Origin of the sequence: Nocardioides sp. GCM10023255 (assembly GCF_042653125.1) — a bacterium.
Lineage (GTDB): Bacteria > Actinomycetota > Actinomycetes > Propionibacteriales > Nocardioidaceae > Nocardioides.
Map to the genome: position 1 here is coordinate 233,570 of NZ_JBHSHU010000007.1, position 24,904 is coordinate 258,473.

Sequence of the window (24,904 nt, forward strand, 5' to 3'; positions counted from 1 at the left end):
TCCGAGCCTAGTCGGCGCGCTTGACCCGTCTGGGCGCGGCGGGGAGGTCCAGCGGTGGCGCCACGGGCGGGTGCCGGTCGGGCTGGTCGGCGTCGTCCTCGTCGAGCCACCCGTCGTACTCGTCGACGAGCAGCTCGAGCACGATCGAGGGGGCGTCGGTGAGGATCGCCCAGGGGTGGTCCTCGTCGTCGTCCTCCCCCGCCAGCCGCTCGCGCACCAGGGTCGCGTCGTAGCCGTCGCCGGTCAGCCGGGCCTGCACCGCCCGGGCGTCGTCCTCGTCGAAGAAGATGCCGCGCACGGGGAACAGTCTCCCCGACACGCCGACGAGCTCAACGCGAGGGCCGGATCCGCTCGGCCAGGTGCGCGGCGGTCGCCCGGGACGCGGCCTGGTGGAGGGTCCAGTCGTCCTCGCGCTCGCCGACGTAGCCGGCCGCCGCGAGGGACAGGACCGCGTGGTGCTCCTCCGGGAGCCCGTCTCGGATCCGACGGGCCGCCTCGTCCTTCGAGACGATCTCACCGGACTCCAGCGTCACGACCATGCGGGCCAGGGTGAGCAGGACGTTGCGCTCGTCGCCGGCCAGGTTGTCCAGCAACGACGGCAGGCTGTCGTGCAGGGCGCGACACAGGTCGCCGACCGGGACTGCCGGCAGCAGGTCGCCCGGGCTCGGGCCGCGCAGGACCTGGGCGTGCTGTGCGAGGGTCGTGAGCAGTACGGCGAGGTCGGCGCGGGCGTGTGGCTCGGGCACGCGACCGGCCACGAACACCGCGCGGAGCCACTCGCCGTAGAGGAAGTCGCACCGAGGTGGATAGGTCCAGGGGTCCAGGTCGTCGCGGACGACCGAGGTCAGCTCGACGGGACGGCCCGGCTCCACGGTCGCGCGCCGGCCGGAGAACTGCAGCAGCAGGTCGAGCAGTCCTGCGCGCTCGTCGTGACCGAGTGGACGCTCGGTGACGAGGAGGAGGTCGAGGTCGCTGTCCGGCCTCAGGCCACCTGCCACCGAGGAGCCGTAGAGGTAGAGACCGAGGACGCCACCCGGGTCGTGGGCGTCGAGATGGGCAGCCAGGCGTTCGAACACGGTGGGCACCGCGGGCACTCTGCCCGGCCCCGGGCACCGTGGCAAGACGATCACGGTGGGCACCGCGGGCACTCTGCCCGGCCCCGGGCACCGTGGCAAGACGATCACCGCAACCGCCGGCGGCCGCGGTCCGCGGCAGGACGCGGCGGCGTCAGGCGAAGTAGCGCAGGAGGAAGTCCTTGTCGGTGTCGCGCCCACCCTCGGGGTCGGGCGCCTCCCCGGTCTCGTGCGTGGCGACCATCCGCTCCAGCGGGATGGCCGGCGGCAGCTTCGCGTACGGATTCGGCTCTGGGGGCGTCGCCTCCGGACCTGACTCGTCGACCATGGTCGTCCTCCCCGCGTTCGGTGCTGCCAGTATGCCCCGGCCGGCGAAGCGCGTCGCCGGGCGCGCAGGTAGGGCGGGCCGCCGCTGCGGGCCCTTGCCTCTTCGTAGGCGATGGTCGGCGGTCGGCCTACCTGCGTCGGGTGAACCTGACGTCGCCGTTGGGGAGCCGGTCGGTGCCGAAGCGTGGGTCGTGGGCGCGGTGGTGGTGCTGCTGACCGGCGGTGGCCGGGCCGCCTGGCTCGGCTCGACGGCCTCCGTGGGGGGGTCCCCGGCCTCGCCCGGGCGCGCGGCGGCTCGCTTGGCTCGCCGTGTCGCCGACGGCGTCGCGGGGGGCAGCGGTCGCCATCGGCGCCACGCCTCGCTTTTACGCTCCGCCGCCCCGGCCCGGCCGCTTCCGGACACCTCCGCCGAGACGTTCGAGTTCCGCCTCCGGGCGTTGTGAGGATGTGAGAAGCGGGCCTCGGCGGCGGCGATGATCCGGTCGCCGGTGGCCAGGCCCGCGGCCCCGAGCCCGCTCGTGAGCTGGGCGAGGTCGATGGTCACCATCACCGTGGTGGCGGTGCCGCCGTGCTGCGGCAGCACCCGGGCGGGGAGTCGTTCGAGCAGCGCGCAGAACGCCTCCCCCAACCGGCGCGGGTAGGGCAGCCGCTCCACCTCGCTGTCACCGGTGCGGTGCTCCTGACGTCGTGGTGCGGCGAGGGCCTCGAGGTAGACCCTGAGCCGGGAGGCGACGTGGTCGGGGACCCGGATCTGAATGTCGGTGGACCCGTCGCCGCGGACCCGCATGGTCAGCCGGGTGGTGCGCCGGGCGGCGCGTTCCTCGGCCTCGAGCCGGCGCTGCTCCTCGGCGTCGGCGATCTCAGGGGCCAGCACCGCCAGCAGGTGCTCGCCCAGCCGTCTCAGTTCCCGGGGGCTGAAGTGGGCGGCCTGGTCGACCAGGTGGGCCTCGGCCTGGGCCGTCAGCTCGGGGCCGAGCCGGTCCGGCAGCCCGTCCGGCGCCTTGACGATCACGTGCGCCTGGGCCTGGTTGACCCGGCCGTCGAGGCAGGCGGCCTGCAGTCGCGGCCACCGCCGGTCCAGGGCCTCGCCCAGCCGGGTCTGGCGGGCGACCGTCGGGTAGTCGGCGTGCTGGGTCCGCTCGGCCCAGGCGGCGACGTTGCGGTCCCCGGTGTCGGTCACCACGTCGTCGGCGTTGGCCAGCACCCGGCCGTACAGCGCCGCCAGCTGGTCGACGACCCGACCGAGCGTGGCCAGGGCGGTCTCCTTCTCGGCCGGGTCGAGGTAGCCGGGGTCGAACCCGGCCAGGTCGGTGACCAGGGCAGCCAGCTCGCCGGCACCGCGCACCAGTGGGTGCGTCATCGGGGTCGGGTTGACTGCCATGCCTCATTCTACGACAAGTCAACACCATATTCGAGTAAAGTTTCGAGTCTGTGGACAGGCTCGAGAGGCGCCCGAACCGGGTCGGCCGGAACAGCGGCGGAGCCGCAGGTCGGGAGCGAGGCCGCGTGCGAGCGGACCCTCCCCGTAGCCAGCCAAGAAGCTCGACCCGGGACAAGCCGCAGCCCGGTAGGCAGCCGAAACCAGAGCGGACTCGCGCCGAAGCCAGGAACGACGCTCAGCCGCCGAGCAGCACCGCAAGCTCATCGAGGAACGGGCGATCCGGCTCCAGCCAGTCCACGTCCCCGAGCTCCGCCGCGGATAGCCACCGCACCAGGTCGTGCTCGTGCGGCACCGGCTCCCCGGAGACCAGGCGCACGACCGCCACGGTCAGCTCGTGCCGCTCTCCGATCGGCACCGCCCCGGACAGCCAGTGCGAGACCTCGACCGAGCAGCCCAGCTCCTCGCGGATCTCCCGCACGAGAGCGGCGTCCGGCGACTCCCCGTCCTCGACCTTGCCGCCGGGGAACTCCCACCGGCCGGCGGTGGCGGCGGGACGCGTACGCCGCGCGGCGAGCACCCGCCCGTCGCGCACGAGGGCGGCACCCACCACGCTGATCATGGCGCGACCGTAGCGAAGCCACCCGTAGCCTCGGGGACATGCCCGAGGCCACGGAGAGCTCGACGTACGGCGTGCACCTCGCCCGCACGGACGAGAACGCCGACGAGATCGACGCCCTGGCGCGCCTGCTCGGCGGTCGCGCCGGGCTCGATGCCGTGCTGGACGACCTGGACCGCCGGGGCAGGCGCGGGTTCGCGCCCGGCCTCGCGGCCCGCCAGGCGTTCACGTGGGACGCGGCGGACCGGCGTACGCCGCAGTGGTGGCCGCAGGGCATCTCGACGTCCGCGGACGCGACCGACACCGAGGAGATCGATGGCCGGCGGGTCGTGGCGGTCAGCTGGTACGCCAAGGCGGCCGGGGGCCAGGACAACCAGGGCTCGCGGATCTCGTTCATCGACCTGGACAGCCGGCGCTACCGGCACGTGCTGCTGGTGACGCCGGTGACTGCCGCCGACGGCTCGGTGTCGTTCGAGCCGCTGCGCGTGCACGCGGGCGGCATCGTGTGGGCCGGGCAGCGGCTCCACGTCGCGGCCACCGCGCGCGGCTTCGTCACCTGCCGGCTCGACGACCTCCTGCGCGTCCCGGACGAGCTCGCTGGTGACGAGTCGCGGATCGGCGTGGACGGCGACCGCGTGTCGTCGTACGGCTACCGCTACCTGCTGCCGGTGCGCTTCGCCTACCGCGCGGGGGCCGAGGAGGGGCACGAGAGGCTGCGCTACTCGTGCCTATCGCTGGATCGTGGGGCGACCCCGCCGGAGCTGGTGGTGGGTGAGTACGGCCGCGGCGGGCAGACCCGCCGGCTGGCGCGCTTCGCGCTGGACCCGTCGAGCATGCTGCTGGTCGACGGCGAGGACGGCCGGTCGCGGCCGCTGGACCTCGACGAGCGCGGCGTGGGCGGGACCCAGGGCGCGACGGTGGCGCGGGGCGACTACTTCCTCACGGTCTCGCACGGCACCCGGAAGCCGGGTTCGGTGTACGTCGGGCGCCCGGGCGCGTTCCGGCGGCGGCGGTTCGCGACCCCGATGGGCCCCGAGGACATCGCCTACTGGCCCTCGACGGACCTGCTCTGGTCGGTCACCGAGCACCCGCGCCGGCGCTGGGTCTTCGCGATGCGCCGCTCACGACTCGCCTGAATCGTCCTGAATTGGCGAAGGCGCCACCCGTTCGGGTGGCGCCTGCTACCGGGCTTCTGAGATCGCATGCCCTGAAGTGGGACAGGCGGTCCGGACTCTTCAGTTCAGGTGGAGCTTTGGCCTCGCGGGAGCAGCGCACCCGCAGGGCTTGTCCCGGGGCGCTTTCGCGCCCCGGGACTCACTCATTGGTGCATGAACGAACAATTTCCCGACACGCGACCGTCCGCCCGAATCAGGTGCGGGTGTGACGCAGCTCGATCAGCGCGGCTGGCGGGCGAGCTGCCGGCTCTGGGCGACCAGGCGTCCGGTGGAGTCCCAGACCTCGCAGTCCTCCTCGAACATGCCGCCGGCCATGTTGCGGGTCGCGTGCCGCACCTTGAGCCAGCCCGGGGCCGGATTGGCGCGCACGTGCGCGGTCAGCTCGAGGGTGGGCGCCCAGCCGGGCATGCCGAGGTCGAACGTGACCGGCGGCAGCGCGTCGACCACCATCAGCAGCGAGATCGGGTCCGGCTCGCGGCCGTCGGCCAGCCGGAACCACGCGCTCAGCACGCCGTTGCCGCTCGGCTGCCCCACCGCCCAGCCGACGTGCTCGGGGTGGAATCGCATGTCGAAGCGCTCCAGCAGCGGCGCTGCGCGGCGTACGTCCTCCGGCGCCATCGAGTTCGGCACGCACCGGTCCGGCGGCGGCATCACCGGCTCCTCCGCCGTGGTCCGCACGTCGTCGCCGAGCCGGCCGAGGTCGCCGTACGTCGCGAGCGCCGTGATCCGCGCGTCGTCGCCCTGGCGCAGGTCGGCGGCCGCGGTCGCGACGCTGCCGCCGTCACGGCGTACGTCGACGCTCACCGTCGCCGGGCCGGGCACCGACGCCGAGAGGTAGTAGGCGCTGACCGCGATCGGGTCCGGCTTTCCGGGGAGGCTGGCCCGCAGGGCGTTCCCGATGACGGCGAGCAGGTAGCCGCCGTTCACCCCGCCCCCGACGACCCACCCGGGCGCCAGGTCGGCGGAGAACTCGCCCTCGGACTGCCGGGTGACCTCGATGTGGCTGTCGAACTCATGACCCATGCCCTGACCCTAGGGCCGCGGTTTGCCGCGACCGACCGCAGGGCAGGGATGAGCCATGCGACCCCGCCTGCTGGCAGCGACCCTGACGATCTCCCTTGCAGCGCTGGGCGCCTGCAGCACCGACGACGACTCCGCTGAGGCATGGCCCACCCCGTCGTCCAGCGGTGCGGCCCTGCGGACGAAGGACGACGGGGGCCAGTTCACCCTCTGCCTGCCGGTGACCGCGAAGGACGGCGACTTCGCGTGGACGGGCATGCGGATCCACGCCGACGCCGACGCCACCGTCGTGGACTTCGGACCGGACTCGGGCGCCGACCGGGTCGCGCAGGCCTGGGTCGTGGAGGCCGAGCACGCCTCCGGCAACCTCGCCCTCTGGAGCTCCGCCGTCTACCGCAAGGGGCTCGACTGGGCCCACCGGATGCCGATCGACGACGCCTCGCTCGAGGCCGGCAAGACCTACCGCGTGGTGGTGCGGATCCACCCCGACCTCGCCGCCCTCCCCAACGAGGTCGGCAGCTTCCAGCTCGCCTACGAGTCCGCCGGCGACAGCGGCACCCTGAGGAACGACACGGTCGTGCAGCTCACGAAGCACTGCTGAGACCGCGGACCGGCCGACTCAACCGGCGGCCGCCACCTGGTCCGCGAGGAGCACCGCGACCCGGCGCTGCTCGTGGGACGGGTAGGCGACGCGCGAGGTGGCGGTCACCAGGAAGTGGCCGACGACCTGCGACCCGCGGCGCACCGGGATGGCGACGTACTCGTTCGACGGCAGCCCGACGCGGTCGACGTCCACCGGGTGCTCGCCCCGGCTGACCACCCCGTCGTGGTCGAGGACGGCGACGCGCGCGTCGCAGACCCGCCCACCGACGTACCGGCACTCGTCGGCGCCCAGCACGTCGGTGATCTCGCGGGCGACCACCTCGACCAGCGCCGACGCAGGCATGTCCCCCTCGGACACGAGCCTCGCGGCCCCGAGGACGCCGTCGAGGTAGCCGGAACGGCGCGCGGCCCGCGCCTGCTGCCGGTGGCCCCACAGCGCGATCTCCGTGACGGCCAGGCCGATCAGCACCAGCAGGACGGTGGCCTCGGCGTCGTCGGAGTCGGAGATCGTGAGCCGGTGGTAGGGCGCGGTCAGGAAGAAGTCGAACCAGATGCCACCGGAGACGGCTGCGAGCAGCCCGGCGACCCGGTCGCCGGTGGCGGCCGCCGCGACCACCCACAGCACCAGGAGCAGGACCGCGGTGGCGGCGGTGATGCTGTCCCGGACGGTCGAGAGCACCGCGCAGGTCACGAACGGGAGTGCCACGGCCAGGACGCGCGCAGGCACCTGCCACCGCTCCCCGAACGACCTCTGGTCACCGTCGTCCATGCGCCCGCGCTCCTGTCACGAGAAGGGCCCCGCCATCCAGTGAAGCACCGTCATCCACGTGGTTGGCTCCCGTGCGCGACGGAGTGCGGCACGATGTCGGCATGACCGAACGCCGTCCCCACTGGGTGTACGACGCGGGCGACGAGCCCGACCCGAGGTTCAGCCTCGCCAACGAGCGCACCTTCCTCGCCTGGGTGCGCACCGCCCTGGCCGTGCTCGCGGGAGCCGTCGCCCTGCACACGCTGGGCGTGCCCGGCTCGGAGCTGCTGCGCACGGCGGTCGTCGTCGTGCTCGTCCTGTTCGCCGGCGTGATGTCGGCGCTGTCCTACCTGCGCTGGGCACGGGTCGAGCGGGCGATGCGGCTGCGGGCGCCGCTGCCGTCGTTCGGCCTCGGCCTGTGGGTGACGGTCGCGATCGTGGTGGTGGCCGTGCTGCTGGCCGTGGCGCTCGCGATCAGCCCCAGCTGACATCGGCGGGTGCGGAGAAAACGCGTTTCCCGAGGGCGTCCGCCTCCGGCACACTGCCGGCCATGACGTCTCCCGTCGCTCCTGCCGAGGGCCGGTCCGAGGTGGTCGTCCTGACCCGGGCCGAGCCCGACGACTGGCAACGCCTGCGTGACGTGCGGCTGGCGGCGCTGGCCGAGTCACCCGAGATGTTCGGCTCGAACCTCGTCAGGGAGGAGTCGTTCGACGAGGCGGAGTGGCGCCGACGGGCCAGGCGCCCCGCCACCTTCCTCGCCGCCCTGGACGGCGTCGACGTCGGCATGGCCGGCGCCTACGAGCTCGACGACGGCTGGTCGATCATGGGCATGTGGATCGCCCCGGCCGCACGGGGCACCGGTGTCGTCGAGGCCCTCGCCCACGCCTGCGAGTCCGTGGCGCGGGCCGCAGGGGCGACCACGATCGGGCTCGGGGTGATGGAGGACAACCCCCGCGGCCGGCGGGCGTACGTCCGACTCGGGTACGACTTCACCGGGGAGCGGGAGCACGTGCGCGACGGCCGGGACGAGCTGTTCATGAGCAAGCCGCTGCCCCCGTCACGCTGACACGGGGCTCCATCGGGCGCCCCGGCCACCCGACGCCCCACCGCGGGACAGGAGGGCCACCGACCCCGCGGTGACGCACACGAGTGCGGCGAGCCCCGCCAGCGCCGACCACTCGCGCTGCTTGGCGTCGCACGCCCGCTGGTGAGCGGCCTCGACGGCGTTCGACGGGTGCGGACGCGGGTTGGCGACGTCGTCGTTCTCGGCGCTGACGAGCAGCGCCTCGCAAGTCCCGGTCTGCCCCGCGTAGCTCACCGTCGGTGCCGAGGCCAGCAGGAGCGCGGCGCACACGCCCGCGGCGACGGCCAGGGCGAGGCACACGACGCGCGTCATGGGCCGACGATAGTCCGCACGCGAGACCTTGGGGAGGTCCCACGGGCGCGACCGGGCCCCGCGCGGGATGATGTGCGCGTGCACGTGACAGTGACCGACTACGACCCCCGCTGGGCGGCGGACTTCGAACGCATCCGGGCCGACCTGCTGGCCGCGCTGGACGGCGTGGACGTGCTGGCCGTCGAGCACGTCGGCAGCACCGCCGTACCCGGCCTCCCGGCGAAGCCGGTGATCGACGTCGACGTCGTGGTCCCCGAGGAGGCGCTGCCGGCCGCGCTCGACGCGGTAGCAGGCGCGGGCTACGCCTACGAGGGCGAGAAGGGCGTCGAGGGGCGGCACGCGTTCCGCGCTCCGGACGACGGCACCGCCCGCCACGTCTACGTGTGCGTCGACGGCTGCGTGGCGCTGCGCAACCACCTGCTCGTCCGCGACGTGCTGCGGGCGGACCCGTCGCTGCGCCAGGCGTACGCCGACGTCAAGGCCGGACTGGCCGCGCGGGACCTGCCGGACATGGAGGCGTACGTCGCGGGCAAGAACGCCGTCCTTCAGCAGATCCTGGCCGCAGCGGGTCTCTCCCCCGACGAGCTCGACCAGGTCGCCGGGCACAACCCGACGGCCTGAGCCGCCCGCGGAGCCGGGGTCAGAGGGCGGTCGGACGCACCGACGCGCCCGAGTGGTTCTCGTGCCCGCACCGCAGGCACCGCTGGAAGAACCCGGTGTCCTCCCCCTGCGAGTACGGCAGGTTCGTCCACTTGTGCCCACCCGGGGCCACGATGCACAGCGTCCAGCGTCTCCAGTTCACGGCCGTCTCCCTCCGGTCACTGTCGCCACCAGTGTCGGTCGGTACGACGCCGAGGTCATCCCCCGACCGAGGCAGATGACGCGTGGTCCCCGGCCTGCTCCCAGGTGAGCGCGTGCTCCTCGAAGGCGGCGCCGGTCTGGATCGGCACGACGCAGAAGACCAGCCCACCCGGGTCCTGGAGGACCGTGTAGGTCTCGTGCGCCTCCAGCACCGTCGCGCCCAGCGTCACCACGCGGCGTACCTCCGCGTCGACGTCGTCGCTCTCGATGTCGAGGTGGATCCGGGCGGGCGTGCCGTCACCCGTGCGCTGCGACTCGAGGTGGACCGGCCCGAGGGTCCCGATCGAGCGGTACATGGACCCGGGGTCGCCGGGCTCGTCGGTGGTGGGCTCCACGCCCTGGACGCCGGCCCAGAAGGCGAGCGCCTTCTCCCAGTCGCTCGCGGGGTGGTCGATCAGGACGAGGCCGATGCGGGAACGGTGCATGCCCCGAGGTTAGGCCCCGACGCCGTCGGCGCCCTACGACAGCGCCGCCCCCACCGCGGAGAACAGCGTGCACGCGACCAGCAGGATCACCAGCAGCGGCGCGATGAACCGGAGGTAGTGGTCGTAGCGCACCTTGGCCAGCGCCAGGCCACCCATGACCACCGCGGAGGTCGGGGTGATCAGGTTGACCACGCCGGAGGCCGATTGGTACGCCGTGACCACCATCGCGCGGGAGACCCCGGCGAAGTCGGCGAGCGGCGCCAGGATCGGCATGGCCAGCGCGGCGTGCCCCGACGTGGACGGCACCAGGAACGCGAGCGGGATGTTCAGCAGGAACATCAGGGCGCCGAAGACCCCGGCCGAGGTGTTGTTGACCGCGTTCTCCATCGAGTGCAGCACCGTGTCGGTGATGACCGAGTTGTTCATGATCACGGTGACGCCACGCGCCAGCACGATGATCAGGCCGACCCCGATGAAGTCGCCGGCCCCGCGGACCAGGGTGTCGGTCAGCCCCTTCTCCCCCAGCCCTCCGATCAGCCCCACCACGATCGACATCACGATGAAGAGGGCACCGAGCTCGGGGAAGTACCAGTCGAACTGCCAGGTGTAGCTCTCGGCGTCAGGCCCCTCGATCACCTGTGCCCACGGCACGATCGTGAAGATCATGAACGCGAACGTGAACGCGACGACCGCCAGCACGGTCTTCTGCCGGCCGGTCAGCGGCTCCAGCTCGCCGATCCCGGCCGCGGCGATCTCGGCGTCGCCCTCCTGCCTGCCGACCAGGGAGCGGCCCGGATCCGCCTTCACCTTCTTGGCGTAGCGCAGCACGAACCAGATGCCGACCGGCACCAGCACGACGTACATCAGGAAGCGGTAGCCGATCCCGTCGCCGATCGAGATGCCCGCCGCGTCGGAGGCGACGCCGGTGGCGAAGGGGTTCACCGTCGAGGCGAGCACGCCGATGCCGGCACCGATCAGGATCGTCGCCGCGGCCACCATCCGGTCGTAGCCGAGGCTCAGCATCAGCGGCACGATCAAGGCGTAGAAGCCGAGCGTCTCCTCCGCCATCCCCTCGGTGGTGCCGCCGATCGACAGCAGCACCATCAGGATCACGATGACCATCGCCCCGCGGCTGCTGAACCGTCGAGCCACGTGCGCGATGCCGTTGTCGATCGCACCGGTGCTCATCGACATGGTGATGAAGATGCCGATCGCGATCACGAAGAAGAACACGCCGGCCGCGCCGAACAGCTCGCCTGACTCGTAGGGCCCGATGAACCCGGTGGCCGCCGACTTCACGCCGTACAGGCCGTTGACCGGCGCCAGGAACAGCTCCATCAGCCGGTCGGTGAAAGAGAGTCCCGCGTCGACGTGGTGGTAGCTGCCCGGGACCGGGCCACCCGTCTTCTTGCTGACGTCGTAGGAGCCCGTGGGGACGATGAAGGCCAGCAGCCAGACGGCGACGGTCACCCCGAAGAGGACCGTGAACGCGCTGGGGAAGGTGAACCGGTGCTTCTGCTCCGGGGCGGACCTCGGCGCCGCCTGATCCTGGGTGGCCATGGGGCACGTCCTCTCCCCGAGCGATGAGGGGCCCGGTGTCTCAGCGAAGCAGAGAAAGGGGGCGCCGAGCCCGCGGCCGTGGTCCCCGATCGGGATGACCTTCGGCCCTCTCCCCCGGCCCCCGGCGCGGCGAGAGTTTAGTCGTCCCGACGAGCGGGACCGACGAGCGGAGAGCCCATGACCCTGCACGTGGACTCCGAGGTCGGCCGGCTGCGGCAGGCGATCCTGCACCGGCCCGACCTGGAGCTGAAACGCCTCACGCCGACAAACAAGGACGACTACCTCTTCGACGACGTGCTCTGGGTCAAGCGCGCGAAGCAGGAGCACGACGGGTTCGCCGAGACCCTGCGCGACGCCGGGGTGAAGGTGCACCTCTTCGACCAGCTGCTGCGCGAGACCGTCGCGATCCCCGAGGCCCGCCGGCACATCCTCGACCGCTCCTTCGACGAGCGCCTCTACGGGCCGATGGCGACCGACGCCCTGCACAACACGTTCGCCGCGTTCGACGACGAGACGCTGGTGCGGCACCTGATCGGCGGGATGACCAAGCGCGAGCTGCTCGAGCACGTCGAGGAGCCACGCTCGGTGGTGGTGCAGGCGCTCGACCTCGACGACCTGTTCCTGCCGCCGCTGCCCAACCACCTCTTCACCCGCGACACCTCCGCGTGGATCTACAGCGGGGTCGCGATCAACTCGATGCGGATGAAGGCGCGGATGCGCGAGACCATCCACTACGAGGCGATCTACCAGTGGCACCCGCTCTTCGCCGACGAGGTCTTCGACGTGTGGACGCCGGGATCGGTGAGCGGACCCGCGACCGCCGAGGGCGGCGACATGCTCGTCATCGGCCGCGGCGCCGTGCTGATCGGGATGAGTGAGCGGACCACGCCCCAGGGCGTGGAGCGGCTCGCGAAGAGCCTGTTCGCCCGGGGCGCGGCCACCCGGATCGTCGCGCTCGCCCTGCCGCAGCGGCGGGCGTTCATGCACCTCGACACCGTGATGACGATGGTCGACGGCGAGACCTTCACCAAGTACGCCGGGCTCGGCCACCTGCCGTCGTACACGATCGAGCCGGGCGACACCGAGAAGGAGCTCGAGGTCACCGCCCACCCCGCGGAGCAGATGCACGACGCGATCGCGGCCGCGCTCGGCCTCGACTCGATCCGGGTGCTCACCCCCACCCAGGACGTGAAGTCCGCCGAGCGCGAGCAGTGGGACGACGGGTGCAACGTGCTGACCGTGCGGCCGGGCGTCGTCGTCGCCTACGAGCGGAACGTCACCACCAACACCCACCTGCGCAAGCACGGCGTCGAGGTCATCACCATCCAGGGCAACGAGCTCGGCCGGGGCCGCGGCGGCCCCCGCTGCATGACCTGCCCGCTCGAGCGCGAAGGGATCTGACATGGCCTTCAACCTGCGCAACCGCAGCTTCCTCAAGGAGCTCGACTTCACCCCGCAGGAGTGGACGTTCCTGCTCGGCCTGGCCGAGGAGCTCAAGCGCGCGAAGTACGCCGGGTCCGAGCGGCCGCGGCTGACCGGCAAGACCATCGCGCTGATCTTCGAGAAGGCCTCCACCCGAACCCGGTGCGCCTTCGAGGTCGCGGCGTTCGACCAGGGCGCCCACGTGACCTACCTCGACCCCTCCGGCGCGCACATCGGCAAGAAGGAGTCGATGAAGGACACCGCCCGGGTGCTGGGCCGGATGTACGACGCGATCGAGTACCGCGGCTCCGCGCAGGAGTACGTCGAGACGCTCTCGGCGTACGCCGGGGTGCCGGTGTGGAACGGGCTGACCGACGAGTGGCACCCCACCCAGACGCTCTGCGACATGCTCACGATGCGCGAGCACTGCCCCAAGCCGGACGCCGAGATCTCGTTCGCCTACCTCGGCGACGCCCGCAACAACGTCGGCAACTCCCTGCTGGTCACCGGCGCCATGATGGGCATGGACGTGCGGATCGTCGCGCCCCACGACCTGTGGCCCGCCGACGACGTGGTCAAGAAGGCCGCTGCGATCGCCCAGGGCACCGGCGCCCGGCTGGTGCAGACCGAGGACGTGGCCTCCGGCGTGGAGGACGTGGACTTCGTCTACACGGACGTGTGGGTGTCGATGGGCGAGCCCGCATCGGTCTGGGACCAGCGGATCGAGCTGCTGCGGCCCTACCAGGTCAACGCCGAGCTGCTCGGGCGCACCGGCAACCCGGACGTGAAGTTCATGCACTGCCTGCCGGCGTTCCACGACCGCCACACGACCGTCGGCGAGGAGATCTACGAGAAGACCGGTCTCGACGCGCTCGAGGTGACCGACGAGGTCTTCGAGGGCCCGGCCTCCATCGTCTTCGACCAGGCCGAGAACCGGGTGCACACGATCAAGGCGATCATGGTCGCCACCCTGGGCGACTGAGGTGCGGATCGTCGCCGCGCTCGGCGGCAACGCGCTGCTGAAGCGGGGCGAACGGCCCGACAACGACGTCCAGGAGCACAACGTCGCCACCGCGGTGACGGCCCTCGCCCCGATCGCGACCACCCACGAGCTCGTCGTCACCCACGGCAACGGGCCCCAGGTCGGGGTGCTGGCCCTGCAGAGCGCCTCGGACCCGCACCTGACCACGCCGTACCCCTTCGACGTGCTGGGCGCGCAGACCCAGGGGATGATCGGCTACTGGCTGCTGCAGGCGATGCAGAACGCGCTCCCCGACCGGCAGGTCGCCGCGATCATCAACCAGACGCTGGTCGCGGCGAACGATCCCGCGTTCGCCGACCCCTCCAAGTTCGTCGGCGAGGTGTACGACGAGCAGGAGGCGCGCGCGCTCGCGGCGGCCCGGGGGTGGACCGTCAAGCAGGACGGGACCGCGTGGCGGCGCGTGGTCGGGTCGCCCCGGCCGCAGCGCGTCGTCGAGACCCGGCTGATCCGGCTGCTCCTCGAGAGCGGGGCCGTCGTGGTCTGCGCCGGAGGCGGCGGGGTGCCCGTGATCCGCAACGAGGCCGGCCGCCTCGAGGGCGTCGAGGCGGTCGTGGACAAGGACCTGACCGCGGCGGTGCTGGCCGAGGCGCTCGACGCCGACCTGCTCATGGTGCTCACCGACGTGCCCGAGGTCGTGACCGGCTTCGGCACCCCGGACGCCGCGCCGATCCGCCGGGCGACGCCGTACACACTGGCTCGCGAGCAGTTCCCCGCCGGGTCGATGGGCCCCAAGGTGGACGCGGTCTGCCGGTTCGTCGAGCTCACCGGGGGGACGGCCGCGATCGGGCGGCTCGAGGACGCGCAGCTGATCCTCGAGGGCCAGGCCGGCACGATCGTCACCCCGACGGGCACGTGGCCGCCGGCCGCGTCGCCCCGGGGCAGGTCCGGCGGCTGAGCCTCCCGCGCGGTCGGGCCTCGGGTCAGGCCGGGCCGGCGATCGTCTGGGCTGCCCGCGCCAGGTCGTCCACGCCGCGCGCCAGCTCCTCCGGGCGGTCGGTGGTCAGGTCCAGGTGGAAGCCGTAGAGCGCGGAGTCGACGAGGGTCACGACCCGGACGACCCGGCGCGGCGGCGCCCCGGAGCGGACGAAGTAGTCGCGCAGCGTCCGCGACCAGTGCTCGTTGCTGGCTCGCGCCACGCTCAGGTAGGGCTCGTGGCCGATCAGTCCGGTCGCGGCCGCCTGGCAGTAGATGTCGAGGCAGCCGTTGAGGGGCTCCTGCTGGTAGGCCGCCCAGAGCCGGTTCACCGCCGACCGGACGCTCGGCGCGCCCGGCAGCGCCTCGACGTACGCGATCGCCCGCTCGGTGGCGCGGGCCACCACCTCGGACACCAGCGCGTCGCGGCTCTCGAAGTGGTAGATCAGCATCCGGTCGCTGGTGCCGATCGCGGCGGCGACCGGGCGCAGCGTCAGCCCGATCAGCCCGTGCCCGAGCACGTGGTCGGTCACCTGGTCGAGCAGGTCCTCTCGGCGGTTCACGGGGCAAGCGTAGCGAGTGCTACATTTGGTCGATGTTGTAGCGACTGCTACATGGAATCCGAAGGGCGTGGTGCAGGTGCTGAGCGCGGCGATGCTGCTGATGGCGGCGATCGGGATCGAGGTGGGTGCGACCGCCCTGCTCCCCCGGGCGGCGGGCTTCACCGACCCCGGCTGGAGCGCGCTCGTGGTCGGCGGCTACGCCGTCTCGATCTGGCTGCTCGCGGTCGTCGTGAAGACGATGCCGGTCTCGGTGGCGTACGCCGTGTGGTCCGGCGTCGGCACCGCCCTGGTCGCGATGGTGGGCTACGCGTTCCTCGGGGAGTCGCTGGGGTGGTTCAAGGCGCTCTCGCTGGCCCTGATCGTGGTCGGCGTCGTCGGCCTGAACCTCGCCGGCGCCCACTGACGAAGACGTCGAGTCGGCGCAAACTCGTCGGAAGAACACGTCGAGTCGGCGCAAACTCGGCGAGCTTGCGCCGACTCGAGCACTTTTCGTGCCGAGTTTGCGCCGACTCGACCTTCTCCTAGAGGCAGGCGGCGGCTGCGGCGCGACCGGCGGTGCGACCCGAGAACAGGCAGCCGCCGAGGAAGGTGCCCTCGAGCGCGTTGTAGCCGTGCATCCCGCCACCCCCGAACCCGTTGACCTCGCCGGCGGCGTACAGCCCCGGCAGCGGCTCGCCGGACGCGGTGAGGCAGCGGCCGGACAGGTCGGTCTCGAGCCCGCCGAGGGTCTTGCGGGTCAGGATGCTCAGCCGCACCGCGATCAGCGGCCCGGCCTTGGGGTCGAGCAGCTTGTGCGGGGTCGCCACCCGGATCAGCCGGTCGCCGCGGTAGTGCCGCGCGCCGCGGATCGCGGTGACCTGGGCGTCCTTGGAGTAGGCGTTGTCGATCTCGCGGTCGCGCTGCTCCACGATCCGGCGGACCGACGCCTCGTCGACCTCGACACCGGGGTCGCCCACCCGGTTCATCCCCGCCACGAGCTCGGTCAGCGACGAGGCGACCACGAAGTCGGCGCCGTGCTGCTTGAACGCCTCGACCGGGCCCGGCGCACCCTTCTTCACCCGGGAGAGCAGCAGCTTGACGTCCTTGCCGGTCAGGTCCGGGTTCTGCTCCGAGCCCGAGAGCGCGAACTCCTTCTCGATGATCTTCTGGGTCAGCACGAACCACGAGTAGTCGTGGCCGGTGGTGCGCAGGTGGCGCAGCGTGCCGAGGGTGTCGAAGCCCGGGAAGTATGGCGCGGGCAGCCGCCGGCCCGTCGCGTCGAGCCACAGCGACGAGGGCCCGGGGAGGATCCGGATCCCGTGGTTCTCCCAGATCGGGTCCCAGTTGCGCAGCCCCTCGACGTAGTGCCACATCCGGTCGGGGTTGATCACCCGCGCGCCCGCCGCCTCGGTGATGCCGAGCATCCGGCCGTCGACGTGGGCCGGCACCCCGCTCACCATCGTCCGCGGCGGCGTGCCGAGCCGCTCGGGCCAGGACCTGCGGACCAGGTCGTGGTTGCCGCCGATCCCGCCCGAGGTGACGACCACCGCCTGCGCCCGCAGCTCGAACTCGCCGGTCTCGACCCGGCTGCTCGGCCGGCCGCGCTCGACGAAGGTCGGCTCGAGGGTCGCGCCGCGCACGCCGACCACCGTGCCGTCCTCGACGACCAGGCCGTCGACCCGGTGCCGGAACGCGAACCGCACGAGCCCCGCAGTGACGTGCTCGCGCACCCGTCGCTCGAAGGGTGCGACCACCCCCGGCCCGGTGCCCCACGTGATGTGGAATCGCGGCACCGAGTTGCCGTGGCCGTCCGCGCGACCGTCGCCGCGCTCGGCCCACCCGACCACCGGGAAGACCCGGTGACCCATCGCCCGCAGCCACGAGCGCTTCTCGCCCGCCGCGAAGTCGACGTACGCCTCCGCCCACCGGCGCGGCCAGTGGTCCTCCTCGCGGTCGAACTGCGCGCTGCCCAGCCAGTCCTGCAGGGCCAGCTCGTGGGAGTCCCGGATGCCCATCCGGCGCTGCTCCGGGCTGTCGACGAGGAACAGCCCGCCCAGGGACCAGAACGCCTGGCCGCCCAGCGACTGCTCGCCCTCCTGGTCGACGAGCACCACCCGGCGTCCCGCGTCGGCGACCTCCGCGGCGGCGGCGAGGCCGGCCAGCCCCGCGCCCACGACGATCACATCGGTCTCCAGCGGCGCGCGCGTCTCCATGGCGGCATCGTGCGGAGCCCTCCGGAGAGGGTCAAGGGATTCGCTCACCTGGTGACACGGTCACCTGTCAGGCAGTGACAATGGGGTCATGAGGGAGCGCGAGCGCGTCGAGCGGGCGATCAGCGGCGACCTGGCGCGGGTGGTCCCCGACGTGGTGGCGACGATCCGTGAGCAGATCCCGGCGTACGCCACCCTCTCCCCCGCCCAGGTCGAGGAGGTCTCCGCCATCGCCGGCTGGGCGACCTCGCGGATCCTGCGGCTCTGGGTCGAGGACGGTGAGCTCGCCCCGGCCGACGTGCAGCGGTTCCGCGGCATCGGCGCCGCCCGCGCGCTCGACGGCCGGCCGCTCCCCGTGGTCCTGCGCGCCTACCGGGTCGCCGGCACCCGGATCACCGACCTGGTCGCCGAGATCGGCGGCGACCGGCTCACCGTCGACGACGCGCTCGCCCTCGCCCGGCTGTGGATGGCCAGCATCGACACCCTCTCCGAGGCCCTGTACGCCGGCCACTCGGCCGCCAGCGACCGCTTGGGCAGCGACCGCGAGCGGGCGCTGGCCGACCTGCTCGACGACCTGCTGGCCGGCCGGCAGGCGACCCGCACCGCGCTGGCCGACCGCTGCCGCGAGCTCGGCCTCGTCCTCCCCGCCCGGCCCGGGCTGCTGGTGACCACCGGGGCGGCCCCCGACGGGGCGGTGCTCGCGCGCGAGCGGGACGGGGTGACCGTCGCCGTCGTCGATGAGGCGGGTCGTGCGGGTGGGAGTGCGCAGGAGCGCACCCTCAGCCACACGACTCCGATCTGGAGGGGCTGCCTCGTCATGGCCTCCGACGCCGGCGACGTGCCGCGCGCCCACCGGCTCGCCGAGCTCGCGACCACGACCGCCCCCGACCGGGCCTTCGGGCGGCGCAGCGTCCTCGACGAGTCCGACGCCCAGGTGGTCGCCCTGCTCGCCGCGCACCGGGACGCCGACCCCGCCCGTCTGGCCACCCTCGTCCTCGACGGCATCGCAGGCCGCCCGCACCTCGTCGCCGGGCTCGACGCGTTCCTCGACACCGGCACCGCCACGGCGGCGGCCGAGCGGCTCGACGTGCATCCCCAGACCCTGAGGCAGCGCCTGCGTCGGCTGGTCCAGCTCACCGGCCGCGATCCCCACGACCCCTGGGACCGCCTGGTCCTGGAGGTCGCCCGCACGGTCCGGCCCGCGACCTGAGGCGTCCACGCCCCGCGTGCCACGCCACGATCCGCGTCGCCTGCCGTCAGACTGGTCGCCGACGGGGCGAGTGTCGGAGGTGTCGCATGCGAGCTCAACGCGTCGGACGGGTCCTTCCCGGGCTGCCCCGGCCCGCCGTGCCGCTGGTGGCGGCGTCCCTCCTCGTCCTGCTCGCCCTGCACTTCTGGCGACCCACCGGCCCGCTCGGTGACACCACCTACCTCGTGGCGGTCTGGGCCGCGCCGGCCCTGGCCTGCCTCGGTGCCCTTCGCGCCGCGCCGGGCGAGCGGCTGGTCCCCGTCCTGGTCACCGCAGGACTGGTCTCCTCCGCCCTCGGCGACCTGATCTGGCAGGCCTACGTGTGGTCCGGCCGCGAGCCGGACGTCTCGGTCGCCGACCTGTTCTACATGGGCTCCTACGTGGGTCTCGGCGCCGCGCTCGCCGTCGTCCTCGCGCGGGCGCAGCGGGCCCACCACCACGGCCGGGTCGACCCCGATGCCGTCATCGACGCGCTCACGGTGCTCGTGGTGAGCCTGCTGGTCTTCTGGAACGTCTCCATCCAGGACATCGTCGGCGACACCTCGGTGTCGGCCACGGTCCGCCTCGTCTGGGCTTCCTACCCGGTCGCCGACGCCGTCCTGCTGGCGCTGGCGCTGCGCGCCTTCGCCGACCGCCGCTCCCGCGAGGCGCTCGGGACCGGCTTCGCGCTGGGCCTCGGCTGCTGGCTCCTCTCCGACCTGGGCTACCTCGTCCTGGTCGTGACCGGCGACGTGAGCGCCTGGCTGGACGCGGGCTGGATGGTCGGCGGGGTCCTCGTCGCGACCGCCGCCTGGCAGCGTCCGGTGGCGCCGGCCGCCGAGGAGCACGGGCTGGTCGGCGGACGCGGCTACGCCGGCAAGGTCGCCATCGCGATCCTCCCGCTGCTGGTGCCGCCGCTCATCCAGCTCGCCGCCGAGCTGCGCGGGGAGGGCGCGGACCCGGTCGAGTCGGTCACCGGCATGGCCGTCCTGCTGGCGCTGGCGTTCGTCCGCACCGCACGGCTGCTGCGCTCGGAGGCCGAGGCCCGCGCGGAGCTCGCCCGGGCGCGTGACGAGGCCCTCGAGGCGTCCCGCGCCAAGTCGGCGTTCCTGGCCACGATGAGCCACGAGATCCGGACCCCGATGAACGGCGTCATCGGCCTGACCGGGCTGCTGCTCACCACCGACCTCGACGAGCGCCAGAAGCAGTACGCCGAGGGGGTGCACGGCGCGGGCGAGGCGCTGCTCGCGATCATCAACGACATCCTGGACTTCTCCAAGGTCGAGGCCGGCAAGCTGGAGATCGAGACCATCGACTTCAACCTGCTCCAGGTGGTCGAGGAGGCTGCGGAGCTGGTCGCCGAGCAGGCCCGCGCCAAGGACCTCGAGCTGCTCGCGTACTGCTCGCCGGAGCTGCCGGTGGACCTGCGCGGCGATCCTTCGCGGCTGCGCCAGGTCCTGCTCAACCTCGCCTCCAACGCGGTGAAGTTCACCGAGTCGGGCGAGGTGGTGATCAGGGCAGAGCTCGAGGACCTCACCGGCGACGCCCTCCTGGTCCGCTTCAGCGTCACCGACACCGGCATCGGCATCCGGGACGCCGACCGGGAGCGCCTCTTCGACCCGTTCTCCCAGGCCGACTCCTCCACGACGCGGCGCTTCGGCGGCACCGGCCTGGGGCTCGCGATCTGCCGTCGGCTGGTCTCGGCGATGGGCGGTCGGATCGGCGTCGAGAGCCGGACCGGGGCGGGCAGCACGTTCTGGTTCACGCTGCCCCTGCAGCTCGCACTCGTGCCGGTCGCCACGCCCGTGCGCAACGGCGACCGGCTCGCCGACCTGCGCGTGCTGGTCGTCGACGACAACGCCACCAACCGGCTCATCCTCGACCAGCAGCTGTCGGAGTGGGGCATGCTCCCCGACCTCGCGCCCGACGGCCCGTCCGCGCTGCGCCTGCTCGTGGGGGCGGCCGCCGGCGGCACGCCGTACGCCGTGGCGGTGCTGGACCTGTGCATGCCGGGGATGGACGGCCTCGAGCTGGCCCGCCTCGTGTCCGCCGACCCGCGGCTGGCCACCCCGCTGGTGCTGCTCACCTCCGGGCCGGACGTGGACGCCGACACCGCACGCCGGGCCGGGATCCGGGCCCGGCTGACCAAGCCGGTGCACCACGGGCAGCTGCACGGCGCGCTGCTCGACGTCACGCAGGGCGCGCGCGCCGGCCGCCCCGGCGAGGCACCCGCGACCGGCTCGCGCCCGACCCGCGGCCACGTGCTCGTGGTCGAGGACAGCCAGACCAACCAGCTGGTGGCGGTGGGCATGCTCGAGCACCTCGGCTTCAGCACCGAGGTCGCCGGCAACGGGCTCGAGGCGCTGGCGGCGATGCAGCGCACCCGTTTCGCGGCGGTCCTGATGGACTGCCAGATGCCCGAGATGGATGGTTACGAGGCGACGCGGGAGCTGCGCCGGCGCGAGGATCCGGGCACCCACACCCCGGTGATCGCGATGACCGCCGGTGTGGTCCAGGGCGACCGCGAACGCTGCCTCGAGGCCGGCATGGACGACTACGTCTCCAAGCCCGTCCACCCCACCGAGCTCGAGGCGGCGCTGCAGCGCTGGGTGCCGGCCTCCGCCTGAGCGAGTCCGTCCGAGCCGCTCACCCCCGGCGGTGACCCAGCCACCGAACCCCCACCCCCGAACGGTGGCTCACCCACCGCCAGCCACCGGGCACACGCCCCACCGGCCGCCGAGAACCGCCTCCCACGACTCCACCGAAAACGCCACGCGCGCGGGCGCGAGCCGCCAGACTGGTTGCCCACACTTGGGAGGGTTGGAGGGACATGCTGAACGGCGCCGTTCAGCCGTCTTCCGCCGCGTCGACGTCCGTGTTGTTCGTGGACGCCGGTCTCGGAGGGACCAGCGCGCTGAACGCAGTCACCCAGGAGCCGTCCGGCTCCTGGTCGCTCCTGCACGCCCCGACGCTCCGCCGTGCGTACGACGTCCTCACGGCGCGCTCGTTCGACTGCGTCGTGGTGGACCTCGACCTCCCCGGCGTGGACCGGGCCGAGACCTGGCACCAGCTGCGCCGGCACGCGGGCGAGGCCGCCCTGCTCGCGCTGGCCGACGACCACGACCACCACCCCGACCACCTCGGCCGCGAGCTGGCCGACGACCTCGTCGTCCGCACCGAGCTGGTCGCCCGCGACCTGCACCGCACGCTGTCACGGACCGTCCGGCACGTCCGGGTCTCCACGGCGCTGCAGCGGGCGGAGGCCTCGGCGCGCGTGCTGTCCGCCATCGTCGACGCCAGCCCCGACGCCGTGTTCTCCAAGTCCGCGGACGGCACGATCACGTCGTGGAACCGCGGCGCACAGCAGCTCTACGGCTGGAGCGCCGAGGAGATCGTCGGCCAGCACGTCACCGTGCTGCACCCGCCCGGCGTCGAGGAGTACGCCCCCATCATGGCGATGCTGCGACGCGGCGAGTCGGTCCGCGCGCTGGAGACCGTGCGCCGCGCCAAGGACGGTCGGCTGCTCGACGTCGCGCTCACCGTCTGTCCCGTGCTCGACGACCGCGGCGAGCTGGCGGGCGCCTCCGTCGTCGCGCGCAACATCAGCGACCGCCGCGAGCTGGAGACCGAGCTGGTGCGGGCGTTCATGCACGACGGCCTCACCGGCCTGCCCAACCGCGCCTTCCTGGTCGACCGGCTCTCCCAGCTGCTGGCGCGGGCCGCGGCGGACCGGGTCCCGGTCGCGGTGCTCTTCCTCGACCTCGACCGCTTCAAGCGCATCAACGAGGCCCAGGGCCACTTCGCCGGGGACCGGGTGCTTGGCGAGGTCGCCACCCGGCTGTCCCGGGTGGCCGGCCCGGACGACACGCTGGCCCGGCTGGGCGGCGACGAGTTCGTCCTGGTCTGCCCCGAGACCGACATGGAGGCCGCGGCCGGGGTGGCCCAGCGCCTGATCGACGCGCTGCGGAGCCCGATGCGGGTCGAGGGACGCGCGGTGCACATCAGCGCCAGCATCGGCATCGCCGTGTGCCCACCTCTCGACGCCGACGCGGAGGCGCTGCTGCGGCACGCCGACGCGGCAATGTACGAGGCGAAGTCCCGGGGCCGCTCCCGCAGCCAGATCTTCGACGTCTCCTTCGCCGAGCGGTCCCGCGAGCAGCTGCAGCTCGGCGAGGAGCTGCGCGAGGCCCTCGCGACCGACCGGCTGGAGCTGCACTACCAGCCGGTGCTCGACCTCACCGACCACCGCGTGGTGGGGGTCGAGGCCCTGGCGCGCTGGGACCACCCCACGCGCGGCGCCGTGTCGCCGGAGACGTTCGTGACGGTGGCCGAGAACAGCGGCTTCGTCGCCGAGCTCGACCAGTGGGTGCTGCGGCGTGCCTGCCGCGACGCCCACCGGGGCCGGGCCGCCGGGCTCCTGCCGCCGGACGCCCGCGTCGCGATCAACCTGTCCGCCCGGTCCATCGGCGACCCCGGCCTCGCGAAGCTCGTGGCCGAGACCCTGGAGAGCGAGGGGCTGCCGGCCTCGTGGCTCGTCCTCGAGATCACCGAGACGGCCCTGATGCAGGACATCACCGCCGCCCGCCGCTGCCTGAACGACCTGCGCGAGCTCGGGGTCGGGATCGCCCTCGACGACTTCGGCACCGGCTACTCCTCGCTCAGCTTCCTGCGCGACCTCCCGGTGACCCAGGTGAAGATCGACCGCTCGTTCATCACCAACATCGCGGGCAACGGCGAGGACCTGCTCATCACCCAGTCGATCATCAACCTGGCACGGGGCCTGGGCCTCGAGACGGTGGCCGAGGGCGTCGAGACCGAGGTGCAGCTCACCCTGCTGAAACGGCTGGGCTGCGCGAGCGCCCAGGGGCACCTGTGGAGCCCGGCCGTGCCGATCGACCTGCTCACGACGCACGACGGCCACGCCGTGCACCCCGAGCTGTCCACGCTGCCGGTGCGGTCCGGGGTCGTCGACCGCGCACCCGGCCTGCGGTGGCCGCGCTCGCGCCGGCGCAACCCCACCGCCCCGGCCTCGTGACCGCCCGCCCCGACCCGGTCGCCGACCGGGCGGCGATCGCGGAGGTCGTGCGCACGTTCTTCGCCGCCTTCACCTCCGGCCCGGACAGCGCGGCCCGCCTCGAAGCGCTCCGCGACGTCTTCCTGCCCGAGGCCCTGATCGTCCGCACCTGCGGCCTCGAGCCGGCCGTGTACGACGTCGACGGCTTCATCGCTCCCCGGCAGGCGCTGCTGTCCGGCGGCAGCCTGGTCGACTTCAGCGAGTGGGAGCTGCACGGGCGCACCGAGGTCTTCGGTGACGTCGCGCAGCACTTCTGCAGCTACGAGAAGGCGGGAGTGCAGGACGGCACGCCGTTCACCGGCCGCGGCATGAAGACGCTGCAGCTCGTCCGCACCGCCGCCGGGTGGCGGATCAGCGCCGCCGCCTGGGACGACGAGCGTCAGGGCCTGACGGTCGAGCCCGGGGACGCCTGACCGGTGGGCGCCGGGTAGTCCCCCTCGGTGGCCACCAGCACCGCTCCGCCTCCGGCGTGCTTGGCCCGGTAGAGCGCGCGGTCCGCCGCGGCCATCGCCGACGCGACCCCGCGACCGTCGACCACGGCCAGCCCGATCGACACCGACCCACCCGGGTCGTCGTCGACCCACGCCCGGGTCAGCTCGGTCATCCGCTCGACGGCGACCGGCAGCGGCGCACCCGCGAACACGATGAGGAACTCGTCGCCTCCGTACCGCCCCACGAAGTCCACGTCCCGCACGCTCGAGCGCAGCAGCTGGCCGAAGCGGCGCAGCGCGCGGTCCCCCTCCGCGTGCCCGCGGGTGTCGTTGAGCGCCTTGAACTCGTCGAGGTCCAGCAGGCAGACCACGTCGCCGACCACCGCCTCGACGAGGCGGGCGTCGATCTCGCGGCGACCCGCGAGCCCGGTCAGGGCGTCGGTGCGGGCGCGGTTCGCCTGGTGCTGGTAGCGGTCGCAGCGGGTCGCGGCCGCCTCGGCGTCCTGCACCAGTGTCGGCAGCTGCCGCAGCCGCCGCGCCGTGGCCGCGGAGGAGTCGGCGGGCACGGCGACGCAGCTCTCGTCGAGGCCGAGGGAGACGTCGATGCCGCCGTCGGCCGCGGCCTCGCCGTCCGCCGGGACGACCCGGCCACCCAGGTCGCGCACGGCGGCGTGCAGCACCGCGGCCGCCTCGGTCCTGGTGTCCACCCGCAGCAGGGCTCGGGCAGCGGCCAGGGCGACCGCCCCCGCCACCACGTCGTCGTCCACGCGGCCCCCCTCCCGGTGTCGTGCTGATCCCACTGTGACAGCAGCCCGGTCGCGAGTCGGACAGAACGACCGATGTTTTGCGTGTTCCCGA

26 protein-coding genes are annotated in these 24,904 nt (G+C 73.1%); 13 read left to right on the top strand and 13 right to left on the bottom strand.

Features of this window, described 5'->3' with window-relative positions; all coding sequences use genetic code 11:
- Nucleotides 1-7: 7 nt before the first annotated feature.
- The 4 genes from ACFO9I_RS13300 to ACFO9I_RS13315 form a co-directional block, all read right to left on the bottom strand.
- Nucleotides 8-298, bottom strand: a complete 291-nt coding sequence (locus ACFO9I_RS13300) for a hypothetical protein (protein ID WP_379181565.1) — start codon at nucleotides 296-298, stop codon at nucleotides 8-10.
- Nucleotides 299-329: 31 nt separating this feature from the next.
- Entirely contained in the window at nucleotides 330-1,085 is a 756-nt protein-coding gene (locus ACFO9I_RS13305) for an aminoglycoside adenylyltransferase domain-containing protein (protein ID WP_379181567.1), read from the bottom strand.
- A 142-nt stretch (nucleotides 1,086-1,227) separates the two neighbouring features.
- The gene (locus ACFO9I_RS13310; protein WP_379181569.1) at nucleotides 1,228-2,781 is read right to left on the bottom strand and encodes a DUF222 domain-containing protein; all 1,554 of its coding nucleotides are present in this window, start codon (nucleotides 2,779-2,781) and stop codon (nucleotides 1,228-1,230) included.
- Between the two features lie 235 nt (nucleotides 2,782-3,016).
- Nucleotides 3,017-3,400 carry a (deoxy)nucleoside triphosphate pyrophosphohydrolase gene (locus ACFO9I_RS13315; protein WP_379181570.1) on the bottom strand — a complete coding sequence of 128 codons (384 nt, stop codon included), beginning with the start codon at nucleotides 3,398-3,400 and terminating at the stop codon, nucleotides 3,017-3,019.
- 38 nt (nucleotides 3,401-3,438) lie between these two features.
- On the opposite strand from ACFO9I_RS13315, the gene ACFO9I_RS13320 reads away from it, so the two are divergent.
- Entirely contained in the window at nucleotides 3,439-4,533 is a 1,095-nt protein-coding gene (locus ACFO9I_RS13320) for a hypothetical protein (protein ID WP_379181572.1), read from the top strand.
- A gap of 258 nt (nucleotides 4,534-4,791) precedes the next feature.
- Here the strand turns inward: ACFO9I_RS13320 and ACFO9I_RS13325 are convergent, their stop codons facing one another.
- Nucleotides 4,792-5,595, bottom strand: a complete 804-nt coding sequence (locus tag ACFO9I_RS13325; protein ID WP_379181574.1) for a thioesterase family protein — start codon at nucleotides 5,593-5,595, stop codon at nucleotides 4,792-4,794.
- A gap of 55 nt (nucleotides 5,596-5,650) precedes the next feature.
- Here ACFO9I_RS13325 and ACFO9I_RS13330 point away from each other — a divergent pair, with 55 nt between their 5' ends.
- Nucleotides 5,651-6,193, top strand: a complete 543-nt coding sequence (locus tag ACFO9I_RS13330; protein WP_379181576.1) for a hypothetical protein — start codon at nucleotides 5,651-5,653, stop codon at nucleotides 6,191-6,193.
- Between the two features lie 18 nt (nucleotides 6,194-6,211).
- Here the strand turns inward: ACFO9I_RS13330 and ACFO9I_RS13335 are convergent, their stop codons facing one another.
- Nucleotides 6,212-6,964, bottom strand: a complete 753-nt coding sequence (locus ACFO9I_RS13335) for a DUF4118 domain-containing protein (protein WP_379181577.1) — start codon at nucleotides 6,962-6,964, stop codon at nucleotides 6,212-6,214.
- Nucleotides 6,965-7,065: 101 nt separating this feature from the next.
- Here ACFO9I_RS13335 and ACFO9I_RS13340 point away from each other — a divergent pair, with 101 nt between their 5' ends.
- Nucleotides 7,066-7,431 (top strand): YidH family protein, encoded by a 366-nt coding sequence (locus ACFO9I_RS13340; protein ID WP_379181579.1) that lies wholly within the window; start codon nucleotides 7,066-7,068, stop codon nucleotides 7,429-7,431.
- Nucleotides 7,432-7,493: 62 nt separating this feature from the next.
- Complete coding sequence (locus ACFO9I_RS13345; RefSeq protein WP_379181581.1) at nucleotides 7,494-8,009, top strand: GNAT family N-acetyltransferase; 516 nt, start codon at nucleotides 7,494-7,496, stop codon at nucleotides 8,007-8,009.
- On the opposite strand, the gene ACFO9I_RS13350 is transcribed toward ACFO9I_RS13345, so the two are convergent.
- Complete coding sequence (locus ACFO9I_RS13350) at nucleotides 8,001-8,339, bottom strand: hypothetical protein (protein WP_379181582.1); 339 nt, start codon at nucleotides 8,337-8,339, stop codon at nucleotides 8,001-8,003. The genes ACFO9I_RS13345 and ACFO9I_RS13350 overlap by 9 nt on opposite strands.
- 78 nt (nucleotides 8,340-8,417) lie before the next feature.
- On the opposite strand from ACFO9I_RS13350, the gene ACFO9I_RS13355 reads away from it, so the two are divergent.
- Nucleotides 8,418-8,960: a GrpB family protein gene (locus ACFO9I_RS13355; RefSeq protein ID WP_379181584.1), complete on the top strand. Its 543-nt coding sequence runs from the start codon at nucleotides 8,418-8,420 to the stop codon at nucleotides 8,958-8,960.
- 19 nt (nucleotides 8,961-8,979) lie between these two features.
- On the opposite strand, the gene ACFO9I_RS13360 is transcribed toward ACFO9I_RS13355, so the two are convergent.
- From ACFO9I_RS13360 to ACFO9I_RS13370, 3 genes are read right to left on the bottom strand one after another with little or no spacing between them, the layout of a single operon-like run.
- Entirely contained in the window at nucleotides 8,980-9,141 is a 162-nt protein-coding gene (locus ACFO9I_RS13360; protein WP_379181586.1) for a hypothetical protein, read from the bottom strand.
- A 55-nt stretch (nucleotides 9,142-9,196) separates the two neighbouring features.
- On the bottom strand, nucleotides 9,197-9,625 hold the full coding sequence (locus ACFO9I_RS13365; RefSeq protein WP_379181588.1) for a VOC family protein: 429 nt from the start codon (nucleotides 9,623-9,625) through the stop codon (nucleotides 9,197-9,199).
- A 33-nt stretch (nucleotides 9,626-9,658) separates the two neighbouring features.
- A complete protein-coding gene (locus ACFO9I_RS13370) occupies nucleotides 9,659-11,185 on the bottom strand; it encodes a YfcC family protein (protein WP_379181590.1) in 1,527 nt (508 codons plus the stop codon).
- A 177-nt stretch (nucleotides 11,186-11,362) separates the two neighbouring features.
- Between ACFO9I_RS13370 and ACFO9I_RS13375 the strand changes: the two genes are divergently transcribed.
- From ACFO9I_RS13375 to ACFO9I_RS13385, 3 genes are read left to right on the top strand one after another with little or no spacing between them, the layout of a single operon-like run.
- Complete coding sequence (locus ACFO9I_RS13375; RefSeq protein WP_379181592.1) at nucleotides 11,363-12,586, top strand: arginine deiminase; 1,224 nt, start codon at nucleotides 11,363-11,365, stop codon at nucleotides 12,584-12,586.
- Between the two features lies 1 nt (nucleotide 12,587).
- On the top strand, nucleotides 12,588-13,589 hold the full coding sequence (gene argF, locus ACFO9I_RS13380; RefSeq protein ID WP_379181594.1) for an ornithine carbamoyltransferase: 1,002 nt from the start codon (nucleotides 12,588-12,590) through the stop codon (nucleotides 13,587-13,589).
- Nucleotide 13,590: 1 nt separating this feature from the next.
- Nucleotides 13,591-14,544: a carbamate kinase gene (locus tag ACFO9I_RS13385; protein WP_379181596.1), complete on the top strand. Its 954-nt coding sequence runs from the start codon at nucleotides 13,591-13,593 to the stop codon at nucleotides 14,542-14,544.
- Between the two features lie 25 nt (nucleotides 14,545-14,569).
- Here ACFO9I_RS13385 and ACFO9I_RS13390 read toward each other — a convergent pair whose 3' ends face one another.
- Complete coding sequence (locus tag ACFO9I_RS13390; RefSeq protein ID WP_379181598.1) at nucleotides 14,570-15,124, bottom strand: TetR/AcrR family transcriptional regulator; 555 nt, start codon at nucleotides 15,122-15,124, stop codon at nucleotides 14,570-14,572.
- Nucleotides 15,125-15,191: 67 nt separating this feature from the next.
- Between ACFO9I_RS13390 and ACFO9I_RS13395 the strand changes: the two genes are divergently transcribed.
- Nucleotides 15,192-15,527: a DMT family transporter gene (locus ACFO9I_RS13395; RefSeq protein WP_379181599.1), complete on the top strand. Its 336-nt coding sequence runs from the start codon at nucleotides 15,192-15,194 to the stop codon at nucleotides 15,525-15,527.
- A gap of 118 nt (nucleotides 15,528-15,645) precedes the next feature.
- On the opposite strand, the gene ACFO9I_RS13400 is transcribed toward ACFO9I_RS13395, so the two are convergent.
- A complete protein-coding gene (locus ACFO9I_RS13400) occupies nucleotides 15,646-17,316 on the bottom strand; it encodes an FAD-binding dehydrogenase (protein WP_379181601.1) in 1,671 nt (556 codons plus the stop codon).
- 88 nt (nucleotides 17,317-17,404) lie between these two features.
- Between ACFO9I_RS13400 and ACFO9I_RS13405 the strand changes: the two genes are divergently transcribed.
- The 4 genes from ACFO9I_RS13405 to ACFO9I_RS13420 all read left to right on the top strand — a co-directional run bounded on the left by ACFO9I_RS13405 (nucleotide 17,405) and on the right by ACFO9I_RS13420 (nucleotide 24,028).
- A complete protein-coding gene (locus tag ACFO9I_RS13405; protein ID WP_379181603.1) occupies nucleotides 17,405-18,523 on the top strand; it encodes a helix-turn-helix domain-containing protein in 1,119 nt (372 codons plus the stop codon).
- 86 nt (nucleotides 18,524-18,609) lie between these two features.
- Nucleotides 18,610-21,168: a hybrid sensor histidine kinase/response regulator gene (locus ACFO9I_RS13410; RefSeq protein ID WP_379181605.1), complete on the top strand. Its 2,559-nt coding sequence runs from the start codon at nucleotides 18,610-18,612 to the stop codon at nucleotides 21,166-21,168.
- 257 nt (nucleotides 21,169-21,425) lie between these two features.
- Nucleotides 21,426-23,576: a putative bifunctional diguanylate cyclase/phosphodiesterase gene (locus ACFO9I_RS13415; protein ID WP_379181607.1), complete on the top strand. Its 2,151-nt coding sequence runs from the start codon at nucleotides 21,426-21,428 to the stop codon at nucleotides 23,574-23,576.
- Nucleotides 23,573-24,028 (top strand): DUF4440 domain-containing protein, encoded by a 456-nt coding sequence (locus ACFO9I_RS13420; protein ID WP_379181609.1) that lies wholly within the window; start codon nucleotides 23,573-23,575, stop codon nucleotides 24,026-24,028. The genes ACFO9I_RS13415 and ACFO9I_RS13420 overlap by 4 nt, the downstream gene beginning before the upstream one ends.
- On the opposite strand, the gene ACFO9I_RS13425 is transcribed toward ACFO9I_RS13420, so the two are convergent.
- On the bottom strand, nucleotides 23,995-24,813 hold the full coding sequence (locus ACFO9I_RS13425; protein WP_379181611.1) for a GGDEF domain-containing protein: 819 nt from the start codon (nucleotides 24,811-24,813) through the stop codon (nucleotides 23,995-23,997). The two genes, ACFO9I_RS13420 and ACFO9I_RS13425, sit on opposite strands and share 34 nt — an antisense overlap.
- Nucleotides 24,814-24,904 lie beyond the last annotated feature (91 nt).